Annotated in this window: 20 protein-coding genes; 10 read left to right on the forward strand and 10 right to left on the reverse strand. The window is 47.6% G+C overall.

Translation table 11 applies throughout. From position 1 onward, the window contains the following. Positions 1–104: 104 nt before the first annotated feature. Positions 105–1,988 (forward strand): zinc ribbon domain-containing protein, encoded by a 1,884-nt coding sequence (locus EL628_RS28750; RefSeq protein ID WP_245994523.1) that lies wholly within the window; start codon positions 105–107, stop codon positions 1,986–1,988. Here the strand turns inward: EL628_RS28750 and EL628_RS28755 are convergent. Beyond that, entirely contained in the window at positions 1,955–2,314 is a 360-nt protein-coding gene (locus tag EL628_RS28755) for a hypothetical protein (RefSeq protein ID WP_126583411.1), read from the reverse strand. The two genes, EL628_RS28750 and EL628_RS28755, sit on opposite strands and share 34 nt — an antisense overlap. A 167-nt stretch (positions 2,315–2,481) precedes the next feature. Here EL628_RS28755 and EL628_RS28760 point away from each other — a divergent pair, with 167 nt between their 5' ends. The 5 genes from EL628_RS28760 (at position 2,482) to EL628_RS28780 (ending at position 6,881) form a co-directional block, all read left to right on the forward strand. Continuing rightward, the gene (locus EL628_RS28760) at positions 2,482–2,772 is read left to right on the forward strand and encodes a hypothetical protein (RefSeq protein WP_126583412.1); all 291 of its coding nucleotides are present in this window, start codon (positions 2,482–2,484) and stop codon (positions 2,770–2,772) included. Further along, positions 2,765–3,556: a phytanoyl-CoA dioxygenase family protein gene (locus EL628_RS28765; RefSeq protein WP_126583413.1), complete on the forward strand. Its 792-nt coding sequence runs from the start codon at positions 2,765–2,767 to the stop codon at positions 3,554–3,556. The genes EL628_RS28760 and EL628_RS28765 overlap by 8 nt, the downstream gene beginning before the upstream one ends. A gap of 385 nt (positions 3,557–3,941) precedes the next feature. Further along, positions 3,942–4,700, forward strand: a complete 759-nt coding sequence (locus tag EL628_RS28770; protein WP_126583414.1) for an alpha/beta fold hydrolase — start codon at positions 3,942–3,944, stop codon at positions 4,698–4,700. Between the two features lie 200 nt (positions 4,701–4,900). Next, positions 4,901–5,530: an RNA polymerase sigma factor gene (locus tag EL628_RS28775; protein WP_126583415.1), complete on the forward strand. Its 630-nt coding sequence runs from the start codon at positions 4,901–4,903 to the stop codon at positions 5,528–5,530. Continuing rightward, positions 5,520–6,881 carry a HEAT repeat domain-containing protein gene (locus EL628_RS28780; RefSeq protein ID WP_126583416.1) on the forward strand — a complete coding sequence of 454 codons (1,362 nt, stop codon included), beginning with the start codon at positions 5,520–5,522 and terminating at the stop codon, positions 6,879–6,881. Before EL628_RS28775 ends, EL628_RS28780 begins: the two co-directional genes overlap by 11 nt. 146 nt (positions 6,882–7,027) lie before the next feature. Here EL628_RS28780 and EL628_RS28785 read toward each other — a convergent pair whose 3' ends face one another. Together EL628_RS28785 and EL628_RS28790 are read right to left on the reverse strand one after the other, a co-directional pair. Beyond that, positions 7,028–9,430 (reverse strand): FAD-dependent oxidoreductase, encoded by a 2,403-nt coding sequence (locus EL628_RS28785; protein ID WP_126583417.1) that lies wholly within the window; start codon positions 9,428–9,430, stop codon positions 7,028–7,030. A gap of 417 nt (positions 9,431–9,847) precedes the next feature. Continuing rightward, positions 9,848–11,023 carry a cytochrome P450 gene (locus tag EL628_RS28790; RefSeq protein WP_126583418.1) on the reverse strand — a complete coding sequence of 392 codons (1,176 nt, stop codon included), beginning with the start codon at positions 11,021–11,023 and terminating at the stop codon, positions 9,848–9,850. A 562-nt stretch (positions 11,024–11,585) separates the two neighbouring features. Here EL628_RS28790 and EL628_RS28795 point away from each other — a divergent pair. The 4 genes from EL628_RS28795 to EL628_RS28810 all read left to right on the forward strand — a co-directional run bounded on the left by EL628_RS28795 (position 11,586) and on the right by EL628_RS28810 (position 14,651). Further along, positions 11,586–12,197, forward strand: a complete 612-nt coding sequence (locus tag EL628_RS28795) for a sulfite oxidase-like oxidoreductase (protein WP_126583419.1) — start codon at positions 11,586–11,588, stop codon at positions 12,195–12,197. After that, the gene (locus EL628_RS28800) at positions 12,167–12,925 is read left to right on the forward strand and encodes a ferredoxin reductase (protein WP_126583420.1); all 759 of its coding nucleotides are present in this window, start codon (positions 12,167–12,169) and stop codon (positions 12,923–12,925) included. Before EL628_RS28795 ends, EL628_RS28800 begins: the two co-directional genes overlap by 31 nt. Then, positions 12,925–13,197, forward strand: a complete 273-nt coding sequence (locus EL628_RS28805; RefSeq protein WP_245994528.1) for a DUF6510 family protein — start codon at positions 12,925–12,927, stop codon at positions 13,195–13,197. The genes EL628_RS28800 and EL628_RS28805 overlap by 1 nt, the downstream gene beginning before the upstream one ends. Before the next feature lie 476 nt (positions 13,198–13,673). Continuing rightward, positions 13,674–14,651, forward strand: coding sequence for a ribokinase (locus tag EL628_RS28810; protein ID WP_126583421.1), 978 nt, complete (start codon positions 13,674–13,676; stop codon positions 14,649–14,651). Positions 14,652–14,805: 154 nt separating this feature from the next. On the opposite strand, the gene EL628_RS28815 is transcribed toward EL628_RS28810, so the two are convergent. From EL628_RS28815 to EL628_RS28845, 7 genes are all read right to left on the reverse strand, one after another. Continuing rightward, on the reverse strand, positions 14,806–16,170 hold the full coding sequence (locus EL628_RS28815) for an ABC transporter permease (protein WP_126583422.1): 1,365 nt from the start codon (positions 16,168–16,170) through the stop codon (positions 14,806–14,808). Next, positions 16,167–16,967, reverse strand: a complete 801-nt coding sequence (locus tag EL628_RS28820) for an ABC transporter ATP-binding protein (protein ID WP_126583423.1) — start codon at positions 16,965–16,967, stop codon at positions 16,167–16,169. The genes EL628_RS28815 and EL628_RS28820 overlap by 4 nt, the downstream gene beginning before the upstream one ends. A 2-nt stretch (positions 16,968–16,969) precedes the next feature. After that, a complete protein-coding gene (locus tag EL628_RS28825) occupies positions 16,970–18,232 on the reverse strand; it encodes an efflux RND transporter periplasmic adaptor subunit (RefSeq protein WP_126583424.1) in 1,263 nt (420 codons plus the stop codon). Between the two features lie 102 nt (positions 18,233–18,334). Then, complete coding sequence (locus tag EL628_RS28830) at positions 18,335–19,123, reverse strand: DUF5666 domain-containing protein (protein WP_126583425.1); 789 nt, start codon at positions 19,121–19,123, stop codon at positions 18,335–18,337. A 263-nt stretch (positions 19,124–19,386) separates the two neighbouring features. Further along, entirely contained in the window at positions 19,387–19,710 is a 324-nt protein-coding gene (locus EL628_RS28835) for a YciI family protein (protein ID WP_126583426.1), read from the reverse strand. A gap of 358 nt (positions 19,711–20,068) precedes the next feature. Further along, positions 20,069–21,934, reverse strand: coding sequence for a glycosyl hydrolase family 18 protein (locus EL628_RS30710; protein ID WP_126583427.1), 1,866 nt, complete (start codon positions 21,932–21,934; stop codon positions 20,069–20,071). 451 nt (positions 21,935–22,385) lie between these two features. Continuing rightward, positions 22,386–22,646, reverse strand: a complete 261-nt coding sequence (locus EL628_RS28845) for a UBP-type zinc finger domain-containing protein (RefSeq protein WP_126583428.1) — start codon at positions 22,644–22,646, stop codon at positions 22,386–22,388. Positions 22,647–22,847: the final 201 nt, after the last annotated feature.

The raw sequence follows: 22,847 nt of genomic DNA on the forward strand, positions 1-22,847 counted from the left end.
CAACAAAAGTGGCTGTGGAACAAGGCAGAAAGGGTATCGGCAGTTGGCAAAAAGAGTAAATTATGCTATACTTTACTTGTTATCATTACAGGAGGTATCAGCAGTTGAAAGCGCAAAGCTTGTCATTCCCCATTCGGTTGCCCGAAGCCATACAGGCTGAGGCGTTGCGTTTGCTTGATGCTTCCCATGGTGCAATCAATGCCATTGTATGCGAGTTGTGGCCTCAACTTGATCTGTTTGCAGCTGATCGGCGAGGACCCGCCTGGAAGCAGGTCGAGAAACATCTTATTACTCGTAATGGGCATGGCAGCCGCCAGCAACGCAATGAATGGGAGAGCGCTGGCAGAATTCTCCGGGCCCAGGCCACTCGCAAGCAGATCTTTGAAACGGTGGTGCCTCTGCTCACCGATGCCTTGATCCGTCCCGCTGATGAGAAACGGCCTGCTCGCAAAGACCACCGCGCCATCAGTGATCAGGTTCGTGCTTTACGCACCCAACTCCGTGACGAGGGTGAGGATGTTGATGCCTTTATGGCGATGACCAATGTTTTGGAGCAGGCGTGCAACGTCTTTTTGCGAACCGGCACGTTCCCCCAAACCTATTCAGAGCTTCAACCCGTTCCCGTTCACTCCGCCGGACAGATCACCTTTGCGGGTGATGATGGTATGCTCAAAGGGCAAACGTATCGTGCCCGCATCGAACACCGTCTCTTTTGCGATCTTGCCAGCCATGAAGAGCGCACGAACGCGAGCCTGTGGCTACGCTTGAAAGCTCCCGATGAGCAGCACAAGTGGGCGTGGGGAGCATGGAGCGTCGAGATCCCCTTGCCAGAGGTGGTCTGCGGGTATCTCGATCAAGGAGCTACGACACAGGCACCGACCTTGCGCGAGGTGCGAGGCGATGACGGGCAACGTCTGGTCGTGCTCGATCTGATCCTCGAAGTTCCCGCAAAATACGTCTCCGATCTGGTACAGGAAAAACGAATTCTAGGTTTTGATTGGGGGGTGCGCTCGCTCATCACCGTCTCCATCCTCGAAAAGCCTGATGTCGATGGCGAGCCTCCCAGGCAGATGAGCCGTCCTGTGTTTCTTGATACTGGAGCCCTCGATGGCAAACAGGCGAGACTGCGCCGGGAAATCGATAGGCTCAAATCCTGTAAACAACGCTACGATACACTCATTGAACAGGCTCAGCAGGCGTCTAAGAAGCAGCGCATACCACTCCCCCCACACTTTGCAGAGTGGCAAACACGTACAGAGGGATACGAGAAGCGCATTGGGCAGTGTTGGGACATGTATGCCCGTCGGAACCAGGAAGTGGCCCACCTGGCGGCAAATCTGCTGATCCTGCTGGCGCTCCTCTTTGATTGCCGCATTATCTGTGGCGAGAACCTGACCACCCTCAAAACGATTGGACGGGGCAGAGGCGTGCGTGGGCGATTCCGCAACTGGCGGAACAACACGACGGTGCGGGGAGAATTGTGGCGCGTACTGAAATACAAGTGCTACCTTGCTGGGATACGGACTCGCACGGTGGAACCTCGCGGCACAACGCACACGTGCCCACGGTGTCACGAGCCCGCTCGAACATTTGCCTCGCCAGCGTCAGCAGATCGGCGCAAGGCCATCGACTGGGGAGCGTGGCTGTGCTGTGAAAACCCGGCATGTGGCTGGAACGGGGCACGCGACTATGCAGCGAGCCTCAACATTGCCGCATTAGGCATCGCTTTTCTTCGGACCTATTGCGAAACCGGAACCTATCGAGGGTTTCGCATGACCTCTCAGGAGGTTAAGCCTTGCTCATACATTGGGCAAGGTGCGACACAACTGTTGCTGTCGCAGGGTTTCACTACCCGCCCTATCAAGGGCAAACACGTTTACTATGCTGGTTGGTCCTATTCCATTCGTCTTTGCACTTCTCATCCCGCAACAACGCTTGCCATTCTTTCAACCTCTCAACTCAGGAAGAATGTGCTCAGAAGTGCGTAATGTTCGCATAGTATCGTGTTTTGGCAACGGTTCCCAAAGAGTTCTTTCAGGGCAATCTGCGGCAGACCAATGACATCAAAGTGCACAAAAACTTCGCGCACATCACAGTTCGTATGAGAATTGTACCGTACGCCTGCTGGAATAAAAAAAAGCTGCTCTGGCTCGAGCAGATAGCGTTCTTTATTCACGTGCTCCACCACAGCCCCACTTTTATCATGAATATACAGACGCCAGAAACTATCCTGTACATCCTGCAACCGCCACCAGGTTGGCTCGAGCGTTGCTATCTGACAGGTCAACAGACGTACATGAGCTACATCCAACATAGTGCTCAACCTACTCCATGCTTAAAAATAGTCAGAATCAGACACAAGTGAAACGGTTTTCAGTATACCATCTCACTCAGCAGTCTGGTACGCTTAGAGCAGTTGTTGCAAACATGTTGCAATAATCATTTTACTTCATGTACTATTTTATACAGGAGATATATGCGATGAGCAAACTTCGTCAGCAGATCCTTATTCTCCATTTAAAGAGCTCGGATCTGGCATCAAAAACGATTGCCTGGGCTTGTTACGATGGTGCCCTGTCTGCTTCTGAGCGTCAGATGCAATCCGGAGATTCTGTCACACCTCCCTATTCGTCTGTTCTGGAAGCAATGCAAGATGGATGGTTTGTGATCCAGCTACCCGCTCTCCCCACCTATCTTCCTGGCCACGAACATGAAACAAATAATCTTCCTTATGAGTATGTACTGGAAAGAAAGGTAGAGATCAATGAGTAGTGTAGAGTTGCACCATCTTTTGACCGCTCAACAGATGGCTCAGTTTGTAACCAATGGCTTTCTAGTCCTTGACCAGCTTGTCCCTCAAGAATTGAATGAAGCCATTCTTGCCGATCAGAAAAAATGGTTGAATGCTGGCTATAACTTCTGGAAGACTTCGAGCAGCCTACAACAGGCCTTTGATCTCCCACAAGTTAAAGGAGCCATCCAGAGCTTTGTTGGTGTCAATCCCGGCTATGATCATTCCTATCTCCATATTGTCAAACCTCATCACCTTGATGCTCAAGCATGGCATGCCGACTCAATTATCGATGTACGCCCCTTTGCCTTTGATATCCAGGCCTTCTACTTTACCCATGATACGCCTGCAGAGATGGGCCCGACACTGGTTCTTCCAGGCTCACATCTACGCAAAGTAAACACGGGCAGTATTGAGCGCTACAAAAACATCATTGGGCAGCGTCAGCTAGTTGCACGCGCTGGAACAATCGCCTTTCTGCATCATGCCATCTGGCACTGCGCTCAACCAAACTTTACTGATACCACACGTTATGTCTTCAAATTACGGCTACGTCCAGGCCAGGAACAGCGTGGTCTCTTTAACACGGAAGGATATAATAGTCCAGAAGTTGCATCTATCATCGAACATGGCTATCAAGACTGGCAGGGCAATGAGGGACGCCTTGAACATGTCCAACGCGCTAAACTCTGGCGCTATGTAACAGGCGACAATACCATCGATTTTTCCTTTGAGGGAGCTCTCACACGTATGTCTATCCACTAAACCTGACGAAGCATTCAAGGAGAGACAAACGTTATTCACCCATTATTTATCCCTATCCGTCTCGAAATAATGCTTCTCCAGCTTGTGGCGACATTCTCTACAAGCTGGACAGCCTCTCCTATTGGCAGATCAGACACATGTAAGCATAGCTGTCCCTGCGTATTGTCACAACCACTATAATGATAGTCTAACATGCCAATCTATGAAGGCTGAGACTCATTCAGTCCATAGTTCGTCAAATAAGTATAATAGTTCTGCAAATGACAACTTTCCTCAACAGAAGGCGGTTTATGTAGCGCGTCATGCTCGTGTTATAGGCAAACCAATTCGACACACATGTATGACTACAGGTTCGACAATATATATATAACTACAGGAATACCATATGTATCAGATGAGAAGGCCTGCAATTCATAACGTGCAGGTAGGGAATCAGCGCATAAGCTATCAAACATTGGGAGATGGAGACCCGGTCATCCTGGTTCATGGCCTCTCGGGCTCTTTACTCTGGTGGAGCCGCAATATTCAAGACCTGGCTCAGGATCACCGCGTCTATCTGGTTGATCTTCCAGGCTTTGGCTCGATGCGTCGTGTAAGCACACGCTTTACTATCATGAAGGCAGCTCAATGGCTGCTTGCATGGATGGAGACAGTCAATATACAGAAAGCAGATTTTATAGGACACTCTATGGGAGGCTATATCTGTATCTGGATTGCAGCCCATCATCCTGCATTGGTCTCGCGTCTGGTTCTGGTCTCACCCGCAGTACTATCGGAAATACGAAAGATCTGGGGGTATGCTATTCCGCTTCTCTCTACCATTGCCTATCTTCAACGAGATTTCTTTTTTATCTTGATATATGACGCTCTCAGAGCTGGACCATTAACCCTGTTACAAGCAACATATGACCTGCTATCCGTCGATGCGCAGGAAGAGATAGCCAGGATCTCAGTACCAACGCTTCTTATCTGGGGAGAAAACGATACATTGGTTCCCCCATCAATCGGGCATACCTTGCATACAAAGCTTGCCAGTTCTCGCCTGGTCATCTTACACAATGCCAGCCATATAAGTATGTATGACCAACCTGCCCAATTCAATGCCCTGGTCAAAGCATTTTTCAATGGAGAAGGTGCAGGGTGACAGAACACGCTACGCTCAACCAATTATGAATACCATACCATACACACCTGAGACCTTTATCATCCATCATTGGCTGGACATCAATAATCGCCTCTCTGTTATCACAATCCCCAAAACTCATCGGCACAATCTGCAACCTCTGCAAAGCTTTTTGTATTCTACGTTATAGATACGAAGATAAAGAGAGCGAAAAGGAAGATATGCAGCCAGAAAACTTACCAGGCACTGGTTCTTTGCAAAACGAACAGCTAGCGGATCTGCTAGAATTGCTGGCTAATGATCTGGATCGCTATTTTCATCAACTTGTTTTGCATACGCAACACAGGCTTTATATCTTTGTCTTGCGTCAGACGGGAAGCCCCCAGGATGCAGAGGATATTGTACAGGAAGCTTTTATCCGCGCCTATCACGCGCTTGCCAACTATTCGCCTGAGCGGATCCGTGTCATGCAGCTACAGGCATGGCTTTACAAAATTACGCTTCACATCGTGTATCGTCAAAGTAGCAATAGTGCCCGCCTCCAGTGTATGCCGCTTGATCTATCCGAAGAGAGTGCGCTTCTCACTATAGAAGATGCTGAATACCAGCAACCTGAAAAGGCACTGGAGGGACGAGAAAACTTACACGAATTGGAGGCACTGATCTCTCAGCTTCCAGAACAATATCGGGTGGCTGTCAATTGCTACTATGTTGCGGACTTAAGCTATCGCGAGATTGCTGATCTCCTCCATCAACCACTAGGTACCATCAAATCAAACGTGCACCGTGGAATACAACTTTTACGCAAAATAGCATTATCAACTCAGGTAAGAGGCCAATATGCACAATAAAGAGAATGAGCAGCACAAAAATGTACCAGGAGAGAATCACGAAGGTGCTATCGAGGTACCTTCTACGCTCCTGCCCAATGTGCTCCACCATCTTGGGCTTACATCTGAGCAACAAACAGCCAGCCAGAACTCCTCTGTTGAGAGTCTCCTTGCTACCTTACAAGACAGTTCGTGGGAGAAGCGGGCCGCTGCGGTACGTGCCCTGGGGACGTGCAACGTGGCTATTCCTATGAATGCTTTTTTGTCGGTTCTTCATGATGAGGATGCAACCGTACGTGCGACAGCAGTACATACGATTGGAACTATGGAACGGCGGGCTCCTCTTCACTGGTTGGTAGAAGCATTGCATGACTCAGATTGGCATGTACGTGAGGTAGCAGTCCTGGCACTTGGGAAACAGAAGGAACGTATCCCCAACGAACTGATTATGATAGCCCTGCATGATGCAGATGAAATGGTCCGACAAACCGCCAGATCTGTCTTACATGACCAGACAAAGAGAATACACGAGCAAAATTGGGAGAAAATATCTATGCAAAAAGAACAATATGATACCTCTCTGCGAAAAAACAGACAGACCGTCAAGGAAAAAGAAAAGGAAGCACAACCAGAGTATAATGGTGCAATCTTTGAATATAGCAGCCATTTTGCTGCCTCGCGGAGCGTAAAAGAGCAGGCTCAGGTCTATACTACCCATGAATATACACCAGTACAACACCGTCAGTCTCAGCCAGAAACGGAGTCTTATCTCTACTCAGCATTTCCTTTACGGGGCGAAAAGATTACCAGCCATCGTTTACGACGTAAATCGCATAAAGGTTGGTGGGCTGCGCTTATAGTGACAGCCATTTTCTGTCTGGAATTAGGCCGTTTAAGTACACTGGTCGTACCATCATTCCAATCTGGTATCTTCGCCAGCCCAACCTCTATGCATGTTTCAGCTATGCCTACGCCTGGACCACCCGTTGTAACTGGACCACCCGTTGTATTAATAACCAATCCGTTTCCTTTTGCACCAGATGCATACGCTTCTATTATGCAAAGTGAGCTCTCGAAGGATCTCGATCTTACCCCAACACAAATTCAAGTAAATGTGCGGGCTACAAGAGGAGATATAGATGCGGTTGCTGCCAAACAAAATCTGCCTGATTCCCAATTACATGACATAGAATTGAATATGCTTCAGGCTACTCTTACTGCCGCTGTTAATAATAAAGATATTAATCAACAGGATGCTGACCAATTAATGCAGAATTTTCACGATGACTCTATACTTAGAGATATGGCCACGCTTACACTACTCTACCCTGAGAGTAGCATTCATTCTATGGTGCCCCCGTCTTCCAGATAAGCGCTACGTTTCAATTCGTCCTGGTTTGAAAAAAGCAAACTTACTGCTTACTATAGGAAATAAAGAGAGGTTAGTTACGGTTATAACTAATCTCTCTCAACTGTGAAGGGCGTATCGGGTTCAGCTAATGATAGCCTGACGTTATCTCACTCACGGATACTCCGGGCTGGCAATGGACGAACCAATGGACTCATGATGGGTAATTCTTTTTTGCCACGCGGAAGGCGCTGGCGAACAAGGTAATCTGGGGCATTCGCCAGGTCGTTCTTCTCCAATGTAATGTCATCACCAAAGCGATTGAAGAAGGAGAGCTCAAAATTGGGCGTCTCACCAAGCGCACCATGAGGGCAGACCTCAACACAGTCTCCACAGAAGATACAACGATCAAGTGCAAAGGCGTAACGGGCCAGATGACGTTCTGCCATCATTAATGAACCTGTTGGGCAGACCTGTACACAGGCTCCACATGAGACACAGTCTGTCTCATGTAAGCTCACGTTAAATGGTGTTGAAACGATCGTGTCAAAACCCTTGCCAAACATTCCATAACAGTTGGGGCCGATCACATCATGGCAGACACGGACACATTGCGTACAGTTAATGCATTTATTAGGATCGCGCAAGATAAAACTGTGGGATAGATCTGTATCGTAATCATGATAGTCGCGAGCCTCACCAGCATGAAAACGATTATCAGCCAGGCCATGTTCAATACTGTATTTCTGCAGATCACATTGACCCGCAGCAGGACAGGCACATTGTAGGCAGCGTGCTGCCTCGCGTTGCGCCTGCTCCTGAAGGTATCCCATCTCAATAAGTTGGAAGTTCCGCTTACGCTCCTCGTATGGTAGCATAGGCATCTTGACTTTAGGCTCAACAGGCTTGTAAGGTACGATATCAAAGAGATCTGGCCGACGTTCCTCAAGCTCTAAACGCCGGGCAACCTCATTCATATCCTCGCCCATGAGATAACTATGAATTGAGCGTGCATTCAGTTTTCCCTGGGCAACACATTCAATAATGGTTTTCGCACCCATCTGACAGTCACCACCCGCAAAGATACCTTCTCGATCGGTCATAAAGTTGTGTGAGTTGGTCTGAATGGTGCCCCATTTCGTCCATCTGACTCCTGATTGTTCGCTGAGAACCCGGGTATCTGGTTTCTGCCCATAGGCTGGAATAATGGTCGTACAGGGAATCACATATTCTGATCCCTCAATCGGCACTGGACGGCGACGGCCACTCGCATCAGGTTGACCTAATTTATTACGTAAAAACTCAAGCCCTTTGACCTTATTATTTTCGGTTATGACTCTGGTGGCCTGCGAATAAAGGATAACCTCTGCACCCTCGGCCTCTCCATCCTCCACTTCTTCAGGGGTTGCGGTCATTTCACTCCGTCCACGCCGATAGACGGTATGGACTCTGGCACCCAGGCGTGTCGAGGTTCTCGTACAATCAAAGGTGGTAAATCCACCGCCCAGGACAACTACTTCATCTTTTTCAGTCACTGGCACCGAGTTACCAACAACCTTATCTCCCAGGAATGCAATAGCATTGATGACGCCTTCTGCATCTTCTCCAGGAGCTCCCAGCGGGTTACTGGTCCAGGCTCCGATTGCTAGATAGACTGCATCAAACCCCTGCGCAAGGAGATCGTCAATCTCAAAGTCGCGTCCTAGTTTAACGTTTGTTTGTAGATCAACTCCCAAGTGCCAGACATGCTCAAATTCACGATCCATCATGTCTTTCGGCAGACGATACTCAGGAATACCATAGCGCAGCATGCCACCAGCCTGAGGCTGCATTTCAAAGACTTTGCAATAGTGTCCGCGTAGCGCCAGATAATAGGCACAGGTTAATCCCGATGGCCCTCCCCCAATTATGGCGACTTTCTTGCCAGTTGGTGGGTCCTGCACATAGGGGACGGGAGGATTAAGAAGGTTGCTCTCAGCAGCATGCCCATGCATACGGCAGATTGCAATCTCCTCATCTACCAGTGCACGCCGACATGCATGTTGGCAGGGAGCAGGGCAGGTCAGGCCAAGAATATACGGAAATGGTAAGACTTCTTTTACCAATCGCGTAGCTTCTGTCATCGCTCCTTGTGCAATCAGTTCCAGGTAACCAGGAATATCAATATGTGTGGGGCAATCAACCTGACAGGGAGGCTGGCAGTAGGCGTTATGATCGGAAAGCATCATTTCTAGATTCGTGCGACGAATGTGGAAGAGATCATCAGAGTTCGTTGTGATCACCATTCCTGGCTCTGCCGCAGTATTACAAGAAGGTAAAGGGCGTTCGATGCCTTCGATATGGACCAGACACATGCGACATGCGGAGGTTGGCTCAAGTTTTTCATCGTTACAAAGGTTAGGGATATCGCGAATACCATGATCAATCGCAACGCTCAGGATCGTCTGACCTTCATATGCCTGCATAACCTTTCCATCGAGGGTGATGGAAAAACTAGCATGACCAATGTCGTTACGATGCATTAAAGACGGCTGAATCAAAGGAGATACATGATCTCGAACAGATATGGCCATAGATTTCCTCTCAATTACAAGCCTGGTTAGTACTGAGACATCTTATAAGATTATTATTGACGAATTGACCTTCTTGATGAAGGGGGAGTCTTGCCAAAATAGCTCATACTAACTTGCATTTCTATAGACCGTACTCATTTAGGGCTCATCGTGTATAGTTAAATACTAGCAAAGCTGGGAAGCCATTTACAAGGTTCGCTGAGACTTCTCTGTTCATGGGTGATCTCATACATATATTCTTAACCTATATTAAGGATAGACACGAACTTTGTTGTTGAGCTTTTACCGGGATGACCCTTTTCAGGCTACACGACGACCTTTATGCAATACAGCTTATAGCGGACTCACGTTCCCAGCTACGAAAGGAGGGAGAAGAAAAAAACTTCTTTTCTCTCCTCCCCGATAAAGGACTGCGTTTTAAGCAGGTTGCAAGGATAGAGGAACCCTCTGAGGCCCAAAGATAAGGAGGCTTGGTGTCTGTCGTAGGGGTTCTTTGTGCAGAATGTGAATATGCTGGAACTTGCTCAAGAGCTTGCCAAGGGCTAGTTTTATTTCGAGGCGAGCAAGGGGAGCACCAATGCAAAAATGTATCCCTTGCCCAAAGGATTGATGACGATTTGGCGTACGTCCACAATCAAATCGTTCTGGCTCGTGAAAATGCCGCTCATCAAAGTTCGCTGAGAGCCGGTTGACCTGTACATGATCTCCTTTACGCACAATGTGATCATAAAGTCTTAGATCGGTCTGCGCAATCCTCCCTTCTATCAGACCATTGGGACCTGCACGAAATGGACCCATATACCGAAGGATCTCTTCAACCGCGGTAGGCAATAGTTCGGGATGGCGCTGGAGACGGGTCAATTCTTCTGGATGCTCATCAAAACAGAGCATGGCGTTGCCTAAAACATTGGTAGTAGTAATGTTTCCAGCAATAAGAAGTGTGAAACAGAAGCCCATCACGTCTTCATACTCCAGACCCTTTCCATCAACCTCCGCTGCAATCAAACGGCTCAAGATATCGGTGCCGCCAGGATTCCGATAACGCTCATCAATGGCTCGGGCAAAGTGTTCTCTCAAGCCAAGATTTGCCACTTCGGATTCTGAAGTCATATTAATAATCGCATCGGTCCATCTCTTATAGGTTGGCCATTCCTCATGCGGCAACCCCAACATACGGGCAATCACAATAACAGGCAGAGGATTGGCAAAATCAGACATCCAATCTATTTCATCACGTGCACAAAGAGATTCTAGAAGGGTATCCACAATCTCTTCTATCTGCGGCGTCATCTCTACTACAGTACGTGCGGAGAAGGCCAATGTAATCAATGAACGCATCTGTTTATGCCGTGGCGGGTCCATCTCAACAATACTACTCCCATTTCCGCCTGGAACGGTGCCCTCTGAAGAAAAAGTTGCGTAATCGCTCTGAACACGTACTACATCTTCATAGCGAAAAACAATCCAGTTTGCACTATCTTCATCCCAAATAATCGGTGACGATGTGCGCATCTCCTGAGACCATTGACGCAATTTACACTGATATTCGAGCGGTGGAAGCGTTAGATCGGTAACAAATGCAGGAAGTTTCACACTCTATCTCCTTTGTCTTCAGCTACCTACAAAGAATATGCTCGACTCTTTGACTGTGTAGTCTAACCCATCACTTATCTACCATGAAGAACACTATACAAAGGAACGCAATAGCATTTTGATCCCAATGATGATCAATACCGATCATTCATCCTATTTTCGTCTGATAAGCACCACTTCTGTCAATAGGAGCATATATTGATACAATGACCAGTATTAATGCATATAAAAATAATCTTATATCTCAATTTTTTTTGATTCAGGGGATGAAAGGCTTTGCAGAACATCACCATACTCACATATCAGCATAAGCATGCACTGATAATATAGATACAAATCATCAACATAATTATTTCCGCTATCGGTACTAATTGATTGTATAGACGACTATTTACGTTTCCTGTGCTTGCATTTCAGCCAATTTTATCGTAAGACTGTATCATAGTAGTAGTATGCCCAGGTCTGTGACCGTAGCTGAACTCTCAAGTTATTGAAAAGAGATCCAAATACACAAAAATGAGATGTTATTTTACAGGGTAGATGAAGATCAGGAGAGGATAAAATGAGTGAAGGATTCTTCTCACGTGGGTTCCGGGGTCGCCGTCCCCAGAGCAACCAGGATGCACGAATTCCACCTGGACAATACCTTGAACGTGGATTTCCTGTTCTTTCAGCCGGACCAACACCAGGGACTTCTCTAGCAACCTGGGACTTTTCTCTCTTTCAAGAGAATGAGCCACTCAAACGCTGGACCTGGGATGAATTTCGTACACTGCCACGTGAGTCGGTGACAAAGGATATTCACTGTGTGACCAAGTGGTCCAAGTTCGATACGAATTGGGAGGGCGTCTCCCTGGATACATTGCTGGGACAGGTCAATTACCAGGCCAACTATGTCATCGCTTTTTCTGATGGCGGGTATACAACGAACCTTCCACTGGAAGATGTGCTTGGTGGAAAGGCATGGGTAGTGTATACATATGATGGACAACCTCTAGCACCTGAACATGGTGGGCCTGCGCGCCTACTGGTTCCCCATCTTTACTTTTGGAAGAGCGCCAAATGGGTCCGAGGCCTCCGCCTGTCCGATACGGATGAGCCCGGCTTCTGGGAGTCGCTTGGCTACCACAATCATGGAGACCCATGGAAAGAAGAACGCTACCAGGGCGACTGATCTGGCAACGTGGAGAAATCATTGCAACGCGCAAAGAAACAGAGCGGACGCAAAGCATTACTATCGCTCTTCCTGGCTGGATGGGGCATCGACCCGGTCAACATGTGGATGTACGACTTACCGCTGAAGATGGCTATCAAGTCGAACGAAGCTACTCGATTGCTTCTCCTCCCGAGGAGAAGAACCAACTAATCCTTACTATCGAGCGACTGGATGATGGAGAGGTATCGCCCTATCTTGTCGATGAGCTCCGTATTGGTGATCAACTGGAACTACGGGGACCGATCGGAGGATATTTCGTCTGGGAAGTTCAGATGGGTGGGCCTCTTTTGCTTATCGCTGGAGGTTCTGGAATTGTTCCTCTCATGGCGATGATCCGTCATGCTATCGCTAATGGAGGAGTGGTTCCGATTCGATTGCTCTTTTCGTCTCGCTCGGAGCAGGATATCATCTATCACGATGAACTGTCACAACTGGTCAGCAGCACCCACAATTTGGAGGTCATCTATACGCTGACCCGCGAACAGCCACAGGGATGGACGGGATATCATCGCAGGGTCGATAGCACTATGCTGCGTGAGGTCGCGTGGTTAACCACACAACAACCTTTGACGTTCATCTGTGGCCCCACATCATTCGTTGAGGCTGCAGCTACCAGCCTTGTGGAATTAGGGTACCCACCGGAACGTGTGAAGACTGAACGCTTCGGAGCAACAGGAGATGGATAATGGAGATAGAGAATAGATTGGATGGGAATGCTGCGGGTGGCATCTTACAGGCGATCTTCCCTTTTGATATGACGCTTGCTCAAGCCACCTGTACTGGCTGCGGAATAACCACTATCATTGGAACATTGGCAGTCTACATGCATAAGATGGGGACAATTGTACGCTGCCCCTCCTGTGATCATGCACTTATTCGCGTTGCATTAGTGAAAGATCATTACTGGCTGGATATGCGCGGAGTCCGTGTCCTTCAGATTGCATCACCAGGAATCTGATGCTATGATTGGCCAGAGAAGCCATTCAGCCTTTGTAGGAATGGTGTGCGGAACCTGCCATATATCTGCCAATATAGAAAGTGGCATAAAATGGTCTTGTGCACACTGATAGGTTTTTCATGCCTTCCAATTAAGCGTTTTGATCATATAGGACTTGTAGATCTCCGTCTACAAGTCCTTTTTATGCCTTCAAAATTGTAAATTTCACGAAAATTAAGGTAATTTTTTGATTAATACTACAACGATATCTATAATTTTTGGGAATCTATCTATAGAACGTTTGTTAGTTGTTCCGATGATAGCAAAAGGATTATAATAATGCTATCATCGGTATTACTATGTATAGTACTGAAAATAGTATATCCACCTTTGCTGAAAAAGCCCAATTGGAACGCTCTTATCTTAACTCAAGCAGACCAGATAAACATATAACGAGATAGAACACGTCCCAGTATGGCGTTGACAGGAGTTTCTCTATGCAGCGATCAGGTCCTATTCTTACGGTTGGAAGCCTCAATATGGATCATATTGTACAGGTACCGCGCCTACCTGTGCCGGGTGAAACATTATTTAGCACTGATTCCCTACGACTTGTCCCCGGTGGCAAAGGCGCAAATCAGGCGGTCGCAATGGCACGCCTGGGTGCTCGTGTTCAGATGGGAGGGCGCGTTGGACACGATTCTATTGGTGAAGGCCTGCTGACAGCTTTACGCAACGATGGAGTCGATGATTCGCTTATCATTATTGACGAACAGGCTACAAGCGGAGTGGCCTTTATTTTTCTTTCGCCTCATGGAGAGAACGCCATTGTGGTCGCACCTGGAGCGAATATGCATGTTGGGCAGGATCAAGCACAGATGCGCCATATTCTGGCTGCTTTGCCAACCGCACAGGCTCTTATTCTGCAGCTAGAGATTCCTCTTGAGACCGCCATACATCTGATCTCAGCTAGCTATCAGGCGCAGGTTCCTGTTGTGCTTAACCTTGCGCCAGCCCAGCCTCTCCCATTAGAAACACTGCGACAACTTGAAGTACTGGTGGTCAATGAGACAGAAGCAGTGCTCATCAGCGATGCCCTGAATGGCTCTACATCTCAGTCGCCTACACCCCAGACGCTTGATGAGGCTCGTCAGCTAGCAACAAAGCTATGCGAGATTGGCATTCGTCATGTTGTCATCACCCTGGGATCGCAAGGAGCACTCCTCGTATACAAAAATGAGGAAGGGCAGATACGCTACGTGCATCAGACCCCTCCTAAAGTCCAGGTAATCGACACAACTGCGGCAGGCGACTGCTTTACTGGAGCATTAACGGTCGCTATCACAGAAGGTCAGACGCCAGCCGAGGCTCTGCGCTTTGCAGTCTATGCAAGTGCATTAAAAGTTACCCGCTTTGGCGCACAATCTGGCTTGCCCACACGCCTTGAGGTAGATACGCTCCTTCAATCTCACTAAGAAGCACAGTCAACCAGCCATACAGGTTCTGGTAAGTAGCCCTCCATGCGTAGATTATCCTTGCATGGAGGGCTACTTACCAGAACCTTCGCTTATAACCTTCTCTAAAAAAGATGCTTTTCATTCTTGCCAGTGTATTATAAACGCTTCTGCCTTATTCAGAACGTAACGCAACGATCGGGTCGAGCTGCGAAGCTCGTTGTGCTGGATAGAAGCCAAAGATCACGCCAACGGCAACGGAAAAACCAAAGGCTAAGAGTACAGCCACTGGACTGAGCGCGAATGGGGTTGCCATCACGGTTGCAATGATTAGTGATCCTGCAACACCGATGATAATACCAACAATACCTCCTAGAGCACTCAGCATTAAGGATTCGATCAAAAATTGCATCATCACATCGCCTGGACGCGCACCAATCGCGATGCGAATGCCAATCTCACGTGTCCGTTCTGTGACTGAGACAAGCATGATGTTCATGATACCAATCCCACCTACGACTAAGGAGATACCTGCAACAGCAATCAAGAGCGCAAAGAGTGACTGCGAGGTTGCCTGTGCTGTTGCCAGTACGGTTGCTTGATTCTGGATCAAGAAATCGTCGTTTGCTGGATTAGCAATATTGTGGGCCTGCTCCATACGTACCTGGACTGCCGATTGGGCATCCGTCATATGTGAGGAGTCATCAACCAGAACATCAATGGAGTTAACGGAACTTGAGCCTGTCAACTTCTTCTGGGCAACGCTGAACGGGATATAAATGACATCATCGGCATCCTGAAAAGAACTGCTGGCACCTTTCGAGGCCAGCACACCACCGACCGTAAAAGGGATACTGTTGATACGAATCTCTTTTCCAAGCGGGTCAACCCCCAATGGAGCAAAGAGATTGTCAGCAACCGTCTGACCAATAACAGCAACAGCAGTAGTGTTCTGCTCATCTGCATCGGCAAAAAAATTTCCTTCCTGCATCTTCCAGCTATTGATCTGTTGATAAGCTGGATAGACACCCTGAACAGAGGTAGACCAGTTTTGAGACTGATAGACAATCTGCTCATTCACTGTGACAACAGGGCTGATGGCAGAGACATACTGAACTGATGCCAGGGCATCTGCATCAGACTGCTTAAGGGTCGAGGAGGTCCCTTGAGCCTGACGCACGCCGCCTGTTGCAGAAGCACTACCAGCTCGAATTACTAACTCATAGGGATTGAGCGAGGAGAGCCTCTGATTGATCAGAGCAGCATTACTCTGACTGGTTGAGACCATCATAATCACGGCTGCAACACCGATAATAATACCCAGGGAGGTAAGCAGTGAGCGCATCTTATTGGCACGTACAGCAACCAGAGCGCTTCTAAAGCTCTGATAGAATGCCATCATCCCTCGTCGTCTCTGCAATTTTCCTGGCTTCTTCCTTTTAGCAGACGCTTTAGCAAGCATCTCTTGCTGATGACGACGCTCTTGCTCTACCGATCTTTGCTCATCTGCTTGCTCCTCAATATTCTGCGTTGAGCTCATTGGATGGCTTCCTTTCCGCTGGCGGTAGATAGCTCAGCCAGTTGTGTCAACGCAGAGAGAGGATGAGGATTGCTCCGATCTTCGCGCACTTTGCCATCTCGCAGGACAACTGTACGGTGACAATACTGAGCAATATCTGGCTCGTGCGTGACCAGGACAACGGTCATCCCACTCTGATTTAGCTTTTGTAACACCATCATAATCTGAACGCTTGTCTTTGTATCCAGATTACCTGTTGGTTCATCGGCCAGGATCATGGCTGGTCGCGTCACCAGCGCTCGTGCAATGGCGACGCGCTGTTGCTGACCACCAGACATCTCCATCGGGCGGTGATTAGCTCGCGCCTCCAGACCAACCAGTTTCAATGCCCAGAGCGCTCGTTTTTCACGTTCCTCGCGAGAGATACCCGCATAGATCAGAGGTAGTTCAACATTGGCCTGAGCCGTCATCCAGGTCAATAGATTAAAACTTTGAAACACAAATCCAATCTTCTGATTGCGCACGTCAGCCAACTGAGCTTTACTCATTGAGCTAACCGCAATAGTATCCAGATAATAGTTGCCACCCGAGGGACGATCCAGGCATCCGAGCAGATTCATCAGCGTTGACTTGCCAGAACCAGATGGTCCCATAATTGCAATCAGCTCACCGCTATGAATGCGGAGGTCCACGCCTCGCAGCGCCCAGACCTGATTCTTCCCCATCTGATAGACTCTGGACAACTTTTCCAATTGAATAATAGGTTTTTCTGTTCTCTGATCAACTCTTTGGATAGCTGAACCTTCTTGCTTAAGCATACCTAGTTTCCTCCGTTGCCACCAGCGCCGCGGCCACCATTACCACCTCCAAATCCTCCGCCAAATCCTCCGCCACCACCGCCAAACCCACCTCGTCCACCAGCATTTGTGCCTGTACGAGGAGAGGTGGTCGTACCACCTGTTTGACCAGTCACTATCTGATCGCCTTCTTTCAAGCCGGACAAGACCTCTACTGAGCTATTACTTGTCAAACCAACAGTGATCGGTACTGGAACCAGTTTGCCATCCTTCAATTCCATAACGACACGGGTATTGCCTGTTACAGCACCTGTTGTAGAACCAGTATTGTTGGTTGAACTACTACTGGCAGCAGCCTGCAAGGCGTTTCTATAATCGGTGCGATTGATCTCACCATTTTGTAGAGCAGTCGTTGGAAAAGAGAGGGCAGAGGCCGGAATAATCAAGGTGTTCAGACGCTGCGCGGTGGTGATATCAACGGTCGCTGTCATACCAGGGAATAACTGAATGGTATTGACGCTGCTCATATCAACGGCTAGCTGAACAGGATAGGTCACAACGCTCGAACTGCTCTGACCCAGAATATCAATCGAGGTCACAGTCGCCCGAAGGGTGGTCGATGGATAGGCCGAAACGGTAAACTGGGCCACCTGGCCAACTTTGATACTGGTAATATCGCTCTCATTGATTGAAGCATTAATCACGTATTTGCTGACATCTACTAGTGTCATAAAGGCTGAGCTACTACTGGCGCTCCCTTGCCCACTTCCACTACTTCCAGTAGAGACCGATCCATTCGATGAGACGTTTTCGCCAACGGTGCCATTGACGGTTGCTACAGTCGCATCTCCAGGAGCAGTCAATGTGTCAGTTGTGGTTGGAGGATTATTACCATAGCCATTGACGGTCTGCGTTACCGTGATCTTCGCCAATGTCTGTCCGGCGGTTACATGATCACCAACTTTTACGTCTACCTCAGAAATCTGGCCCGCCGCAGGAAAATTCATAATATATTGCGCGTTCGGAGCAAGAGGGCCACTGGTTGAGACTTTGACACTCAGATTACCACTTTGTACGGTTGACTGGATATACTGAATTGCAGGCGTCCGGTTTAGCAAATAATAGGAGATACTGGCCGCAATCAGGGCCAGGACCAGCACTACAATGAGTACAATCGCCCAGATTGGAAAACGTCGTCGTGGTGGAAGCACAATTTCATCAGCGTCATCAAAATCAAATTGATCTGCTTCTAGCAAGGGTTGTAGCTCTTCTACTTGCTCAGCCATCGTTATCTACTCCAATTACTACTAGTACTAATTTTTTGGGATCATTTCTTTGCTTTTTTGAAGCAGCCAGCATTCCGTCGACGGGCCACTGGCAAACAATACTCAGGAGTTCTTGGCAGATGCTGGGGTATTTGTTACGATCGTAATCGTTGTAGCAGCAGTTGATGTACCAACAACGGATACATTCTGACCAATCTGCAATGCACTGGCGGTCACTGTCTGCGTCTGAATGATCTGTGTCTTGCTGGTTAAGGTCAGCAAATAACTGTTGTTGCTTGCATCGTCTACAACAAGAGTGGTACCACTTACTTGAGCTACTGTACCAAACAGGCGATTGCCATTTCCGTTGCCAGCGCCGCCATTCTGTCTACCGCCACCAAAACCTCCATTTGCTCCTGGAGTACCTGCACGTTGCGGGCGACATGAGTTGTTACGATTATTGCCATTCTGGCCACCGCTACCCGCACCACCATTCTGACCACCTGTTCCGCGCCCAAATCCCCCTCCGCCCAGACCAGATGTCAAAAGAATTGTATCGGCGGTATAGGTGCTACCATCCGAGCTTGGAGTCACTGCGACAGTCACAAATGATCCATTCGTGAGTGCGCTTGTTGCGGCCAGCGTTTGCTGCGTAATAACTGTCTGACTGGAAAGGGTCATCGTCACATTTGAGCCGTCTTGCTTTGTGATCACCAGCGAATCAGTACCAATACTCTTCACAGTCCCGCTTGCACGTGTAATAGTTGTATTTCTTGGGGTACATGTGGCAGTAGCCGTCCCCGTACTGGAGCTATCTTGAGTAGCGACTGAACCACATCCGCTCAAAGTAGCTAATACAGCTATGCTTACAACTCCAGTTGCCAGGAATTTATGAGAACGATTACTAAACATTGAAAATTTGTCTCCTCACAAATTACTAACATCATCTATATAAGGATTTTTCTCTTCCTTATCTTTACAGCCTTCTGTAATAAGGATCAATTCTCGAAAGATCCATTCCAGGTTAATGTCTGTAAAGCTTGCAAGAGAGAAGATTCCTTCTTGCAAGAATATACCATGAACAACTGGATAAATTGTCAATTAACTGTAAATTGTTTGAAAATTTTGTTGAGCTTTACTGAGCTCGAGTAAACCTGCATCTGACTGTCTACAGTTTAGTCTGGAAAAATCCCTTTAAATGTCATCCAGGGATGAACCTCAGAGACCAGTCGACCGGCCTGTACAGCCGGGTCCGCATCTGAAAGAGCCTGCGCTTCCTCTAATGAAGCGGTGCGGAAGATCCCGCATCCGCGCAGGTATCCATTGTCGATCAATGGCCCATTAATGATCAATTTGCCTTCTGCTCGCAATTTTTGCCCATAAGCAAGATGAGCAGATTGTAATTGTTCGAGCTCAGGCGTCTCCTCTGGTGTCCAGTTTGGTCCTCGTTTGAGCAGGCGTAAATAGTAGACAATCATATTCTCGGGGATGTCGAACATATGCTGTAGATCCTTTCCATTATCTATCAATGGAACCTTTTTCAATTGAAGAATAGAGTCTCGAGAGCTCAATATAATAAGCTATGCTCCCATTTACAAAGCTGAAGAATGACGAAGCGATCCATTACTTTAAAATTCTTAACATCTGATCGCGACGCTATACTTCCAATGATATAGACCTCTCATCATGCTATGGTTACTTTGCTCCTTCTCTATAATAAGCATCAGTAATACATAATTCTACAATATTTCATCATCTTCAACTTACAAATAGGCCATTCATTACTAAAAAAGACCATTTTAAAGGGGGGCTCCTTTCTTTTAAGAAAAGAACTCCCCTTTAAAATGGTCAGTACTGTTACTGAACTAAGAAATCGTCCGCATAAACATTCCCTTGACCATACCAACCATGAATATAAATAGTTGCGCTGGTCTGGGTGGCTCCAGTGGTAAAGGTGACACTCAACAAGGTATAGCTGGTGCTACTGGTCCAGTTTGAGGCACCACTTTGTATGCCTAGATAAGCATAGGGCCCATTCACATAGGCTGACAGCGTATAGGTATGATTAGGTTGTACAGCAATAGTCTGGTCACATTCGCCAGTGGTCGAGCTAGTGGGCGTGACCTGTAAGGCATGACTTCCACTATGTACAGATGAAGAAACAACGGTATCATTGCTATCACAACTCCAACCTGAAAGAGTCCCGTTCTCAAAACCTGGATTGGTAACCAGATTTCCTGGTGTTGGTGTTGGCGTGTTGGTTGGGTTAGGCGTCGGTGTTGGCGTATTGGTTGGCGTTGGTGTTGGCGTATTGGTTGGAATTGGTGTTGGCGTGTTGGTCGGGTTGGGAGTAGGGGTCTTCGTTGGCGTTGGCGTTGGACTACCTCCACTTGAATTGCCCAGACCACTCGAGATGGCATTCACAAAGCTACCAGTCGAGTCATCACCATCAAGAGACCAGGAGAATGCTCCTCCCAGACCTTTGTTGTTAATATAATTCATCTTTGTGGCAACAGTGCCCAAATCATCATAGTTCCAGAAGGTCGAGCCATTATACCACCAGTTCACACCCGTTACCGAATTATGATAGGGAGTATAACCAGTGAGATTCTTCAGGACTTTGTAGTCCTCAACGCCTGCTTCATACGTACCAGGAGCAGCTTGCATAGAGGAGCTACTCTGATAGAGTCCATTATTGCTGTTGGGAACATTTGTCCAGCCACGTCCATAGATAGGCATTCCCATCACCAATTTGCTCGCAGGAATACCTGCCGCTAGATAGTCGGTAACTGCGTGATCAATACTATAGGTGTTGGCGGGCGGACTCGATGGATCAGCCGGATCAGCATACAATGGCGCATTAAAATCTGTAGGACCAGTAGCGTTCCACGCTCCATGCATATCATATGCCATGAGATCAATCCAGCTCAGATACTGGCTAATCTGGTTGAGCTGAAGATACTGGTATTTATCCTGTCCAGCAGGTGCCGCAACCGTCAACAGATACTGTTTACCAGTCTGGGTGCTGGTCTGGTTGAGCTGCGTGCGAAACTCTTTCAGCAAGTTTGTATAGTTCTGCGTGTCCTGAGGGCCATAAGGATTGCCATTACCTGGTGAATTGGGATATTCCCAGTCAATATCAATCCCATCAAAGATCCCAGCCATCGTTCCAGCACCAGCCTGATTGCCCAGGATATATTGATCAATACAGGAATGAACGAAAGAAGAGACGTTCTGGGACGAAGCGGCAGCGGAAAAATTGGTTGACAAGGTCCATCCCCCAATAGAGATGAAGATCTTGATATTGGGATATAGTGCCTTAAGCTCTTTTAGCTGGTTAAAGTTGCCTGCCAGTGGCTGATTCCAGGTATCAGCAACACCATTAACCGCTTGATCAGCCGTAAAGGTCTTCTGGTAATCTGCATAAGCATCATCAGAAGCACATTGATAGCTGCTACTGATGTTCGCAAATGCATACATCACAGCATTTAACTTCGAGGCACTGCCGCTGGTAACAATATTTTTGACCAGGTAGTTGCGCTGATAAATTCCCCACTGTGTAAAGTAGGCCGCATTGATCTTATTACTGGTCGCAAGAGGTGCAGCGCTGGCTGTGTGGACATTCGATTGAGCGTGGGTAGCATAGGTCATCCAGAACGAGGCCACCAGGGTAAATACCATGCAAGCAAGTGCAAAGAACCGAACCAGAGTATGACGCTTCATCAGGCATCCCTCCTAGAATACATACTGAGTCACTAACTATTCACTATTGCTTGTCAGAGATTAAAGACGTACACGGCGGGGGAACTCCAGGTTTCACGAGCTCTTTTAGCCACAAAACAGGGCTGCGCAATCTGTAGAGAGATAGATGATTGTTGCGCACACATGGCTCTCCATCAGGAACATACATCATATGGTCTAGACGACCGTATCTTCTATCGTCCCTTTTTGCGCTCAACAGCATCCAGTACCTCAGGCATAGAGAGCGTATACATTAGTAAGCGGGTGTTTCTTAACTGTACCTTTTTTTTTCTGCGTTGTCAAGTCATCTAGACCACTATACATGAATTGTGTATACGATGAGAGGTTTTCTTCATGAGAAATCCCCCCATGACGCAAAAGTTTGCATAACGGGGGGATTTCTTTTCAGCTGACAGCTCTTATACGATTCTTACTACTCTGCAATAACCTCATCAATGTAACACCAGCGCCAGTCTTCTCCGGGCTCGATCGATTGGATAACTGGATGATTGGTGGCATGAAAATGTTTGGTTGCATGTTTATTCTTTGACGAATCACAACAACCAACATGTCCGCATTCCAGACAGAGCCGCAAATGGACCCAGCTATCGCCTGTTCGCAAACATTCCTCACAGCCAGAGGAATGTGGTGTCGCTGTCCCCGCATGGCTGATGTGTGTACACACTTTATTCATAATCCTATTCTTTCATTCCTTCTTTTCTCACTCGAGAGGATACACATAATTTCATTATATGGTTTACGACGAATAAAGCACAAACAAAACAATTCCTTCTCTGCTTTCCTTCGATTGTGGGTATAGGTATCTGAGGAAGGTGTGCTCAGATCTTTTTTATGGTCTAGCACGTGTAAAAAGAAGCAATTCTAGACCTTTTAA

Source organism: Tengunoibacter tsumagoiensis (genome assembly GCF_003967535.1).
Lineage (GTDB): Bacteria > Chloroflexota > Ktedonobacteria > Ktedonobacterales > Ktedonobacteraceae > Tengunoibacter > Tengunoibacter tsumagoiensis.

Coding starts and splice junctions, on each gene's coding strand:
- EL628_RS28770 (WP_126583414.1), top strand. CDS start 3,942: ATGTATCAGATGAGAAGGCCTGCAATTCATAACGTGCAGGTAGGGAAT.
- EL628_RS28820 (WP_126583423.1), bottom strand. CDS start 16,967: ATGCTTAAGCAAGAAGGTTCAGCTATCCAAAGAGTTGATCAGAGAACA.
- EL628_RS28755 (WP_126583411.1), bottom strand. CDS start 2,314: ATGTTGGATGTAGCTCATGTACGTCTGTTGACCTGTCAGATAGCAACG.
- EL628_RS30710 (WP_126583427.1), bottom strand. CDS start 21,934: ATGAAGCGTCATACTCTGGTTCGGTTCTTTGCACTTGCTTGCATGGTA.
- EL628_RS28785 (WP_126583417.1), bottom strand. CDS start 9,430: ATGGCCATATCTGTTCGAGATCATGTATCTCCTTTGATTCAGCCGTCT.
- EL628_RS28775 (WP_126583415.1), top strand. CDS start 4,901: ATGCAGCCAGAAAACTTACCAGGCACTGGTTCTTTGCAAAACGAACAG.
- EL628_RS28845 (WP_126583428.1), bottom strand. CDS start 22,646: ATGAATAAAGTGTGTACACACATCAGCCATGCGGGGACAGCGACACCA.
- EL628_RS28795 (WP_126583419.1), top strand. CDS start 11,586: ATGAGTGAAGGATTCTTCTCACGTGGGTTCCGGGGTCGCCGTCCCCAG.
- EL628_RS28815 (WP_126583422.1), bottom strand. CDS start 16,170: ATGAGCTCAACGCAGAATATTGAGGAGCAAGCAGATGAGCAAAGATCG.
- EL628_RS28805 (WP_245994528.1), top strand. CDS start 12,925: ATGGAGATAGAGAATAGATTGGATGGGAATGCTGCGGGTGGCATCTTA.
- EL628_RS28825 (WP_126583424.1), bottom strand. CDS start 18,232: ATGGCTGAGCAAGTAGAAGAGCTACAACCCTTGCTAGAAGCAGATCAA.
- EL628_RS28810 (WP_126583421.1), top strand. CDS start 13,674: ATGCAGCGATCAGGTCCTATTCTTACGGTTGGAAGCCTCAATATGGAT.
- EL628_RS28760 (WP_126583412.1), top strand. CDS start 2,482: ATGAGCAAACTTCGTCAGCAGATCCTTATTCTCCATTTAAAGAGCTCG.
- EL628_RS28800 (WP_126583420.1), top strand. CDS start 12,167: ATGGAAAGAAGAACGCTACCAGGGCGACTGATCTGGCAACGTGGAGAA.
- EL628_RS28765 (WP_126583413.1), top strand. CDS start 2,765: ATGAGTAGTGTAGAGTTGCACCATCTTTTGACCGCTCAACAGATGGCT.
- EL628_RS28835 (WP_126583426.1), bottom strand. CDS start 19,710: ATGTTCGACATCCCCGAGAATATGATTGTCTACTATTTACGCCTGCTC.
- EL628_RS28780 (WP_126583416.1), top strand. CDS start 5,520: ATGCACAATAAAGAGAATGAGCAGCACAAAAATGTACCAGGAGAGAAT.
- EL628_RS28830 (WP_126583425.1), bottom strand. CDS start 19,123: ATGTTTAGTAATCGTTCTCATAAATTCCTGGCAACTGGAGTTGTAAGC.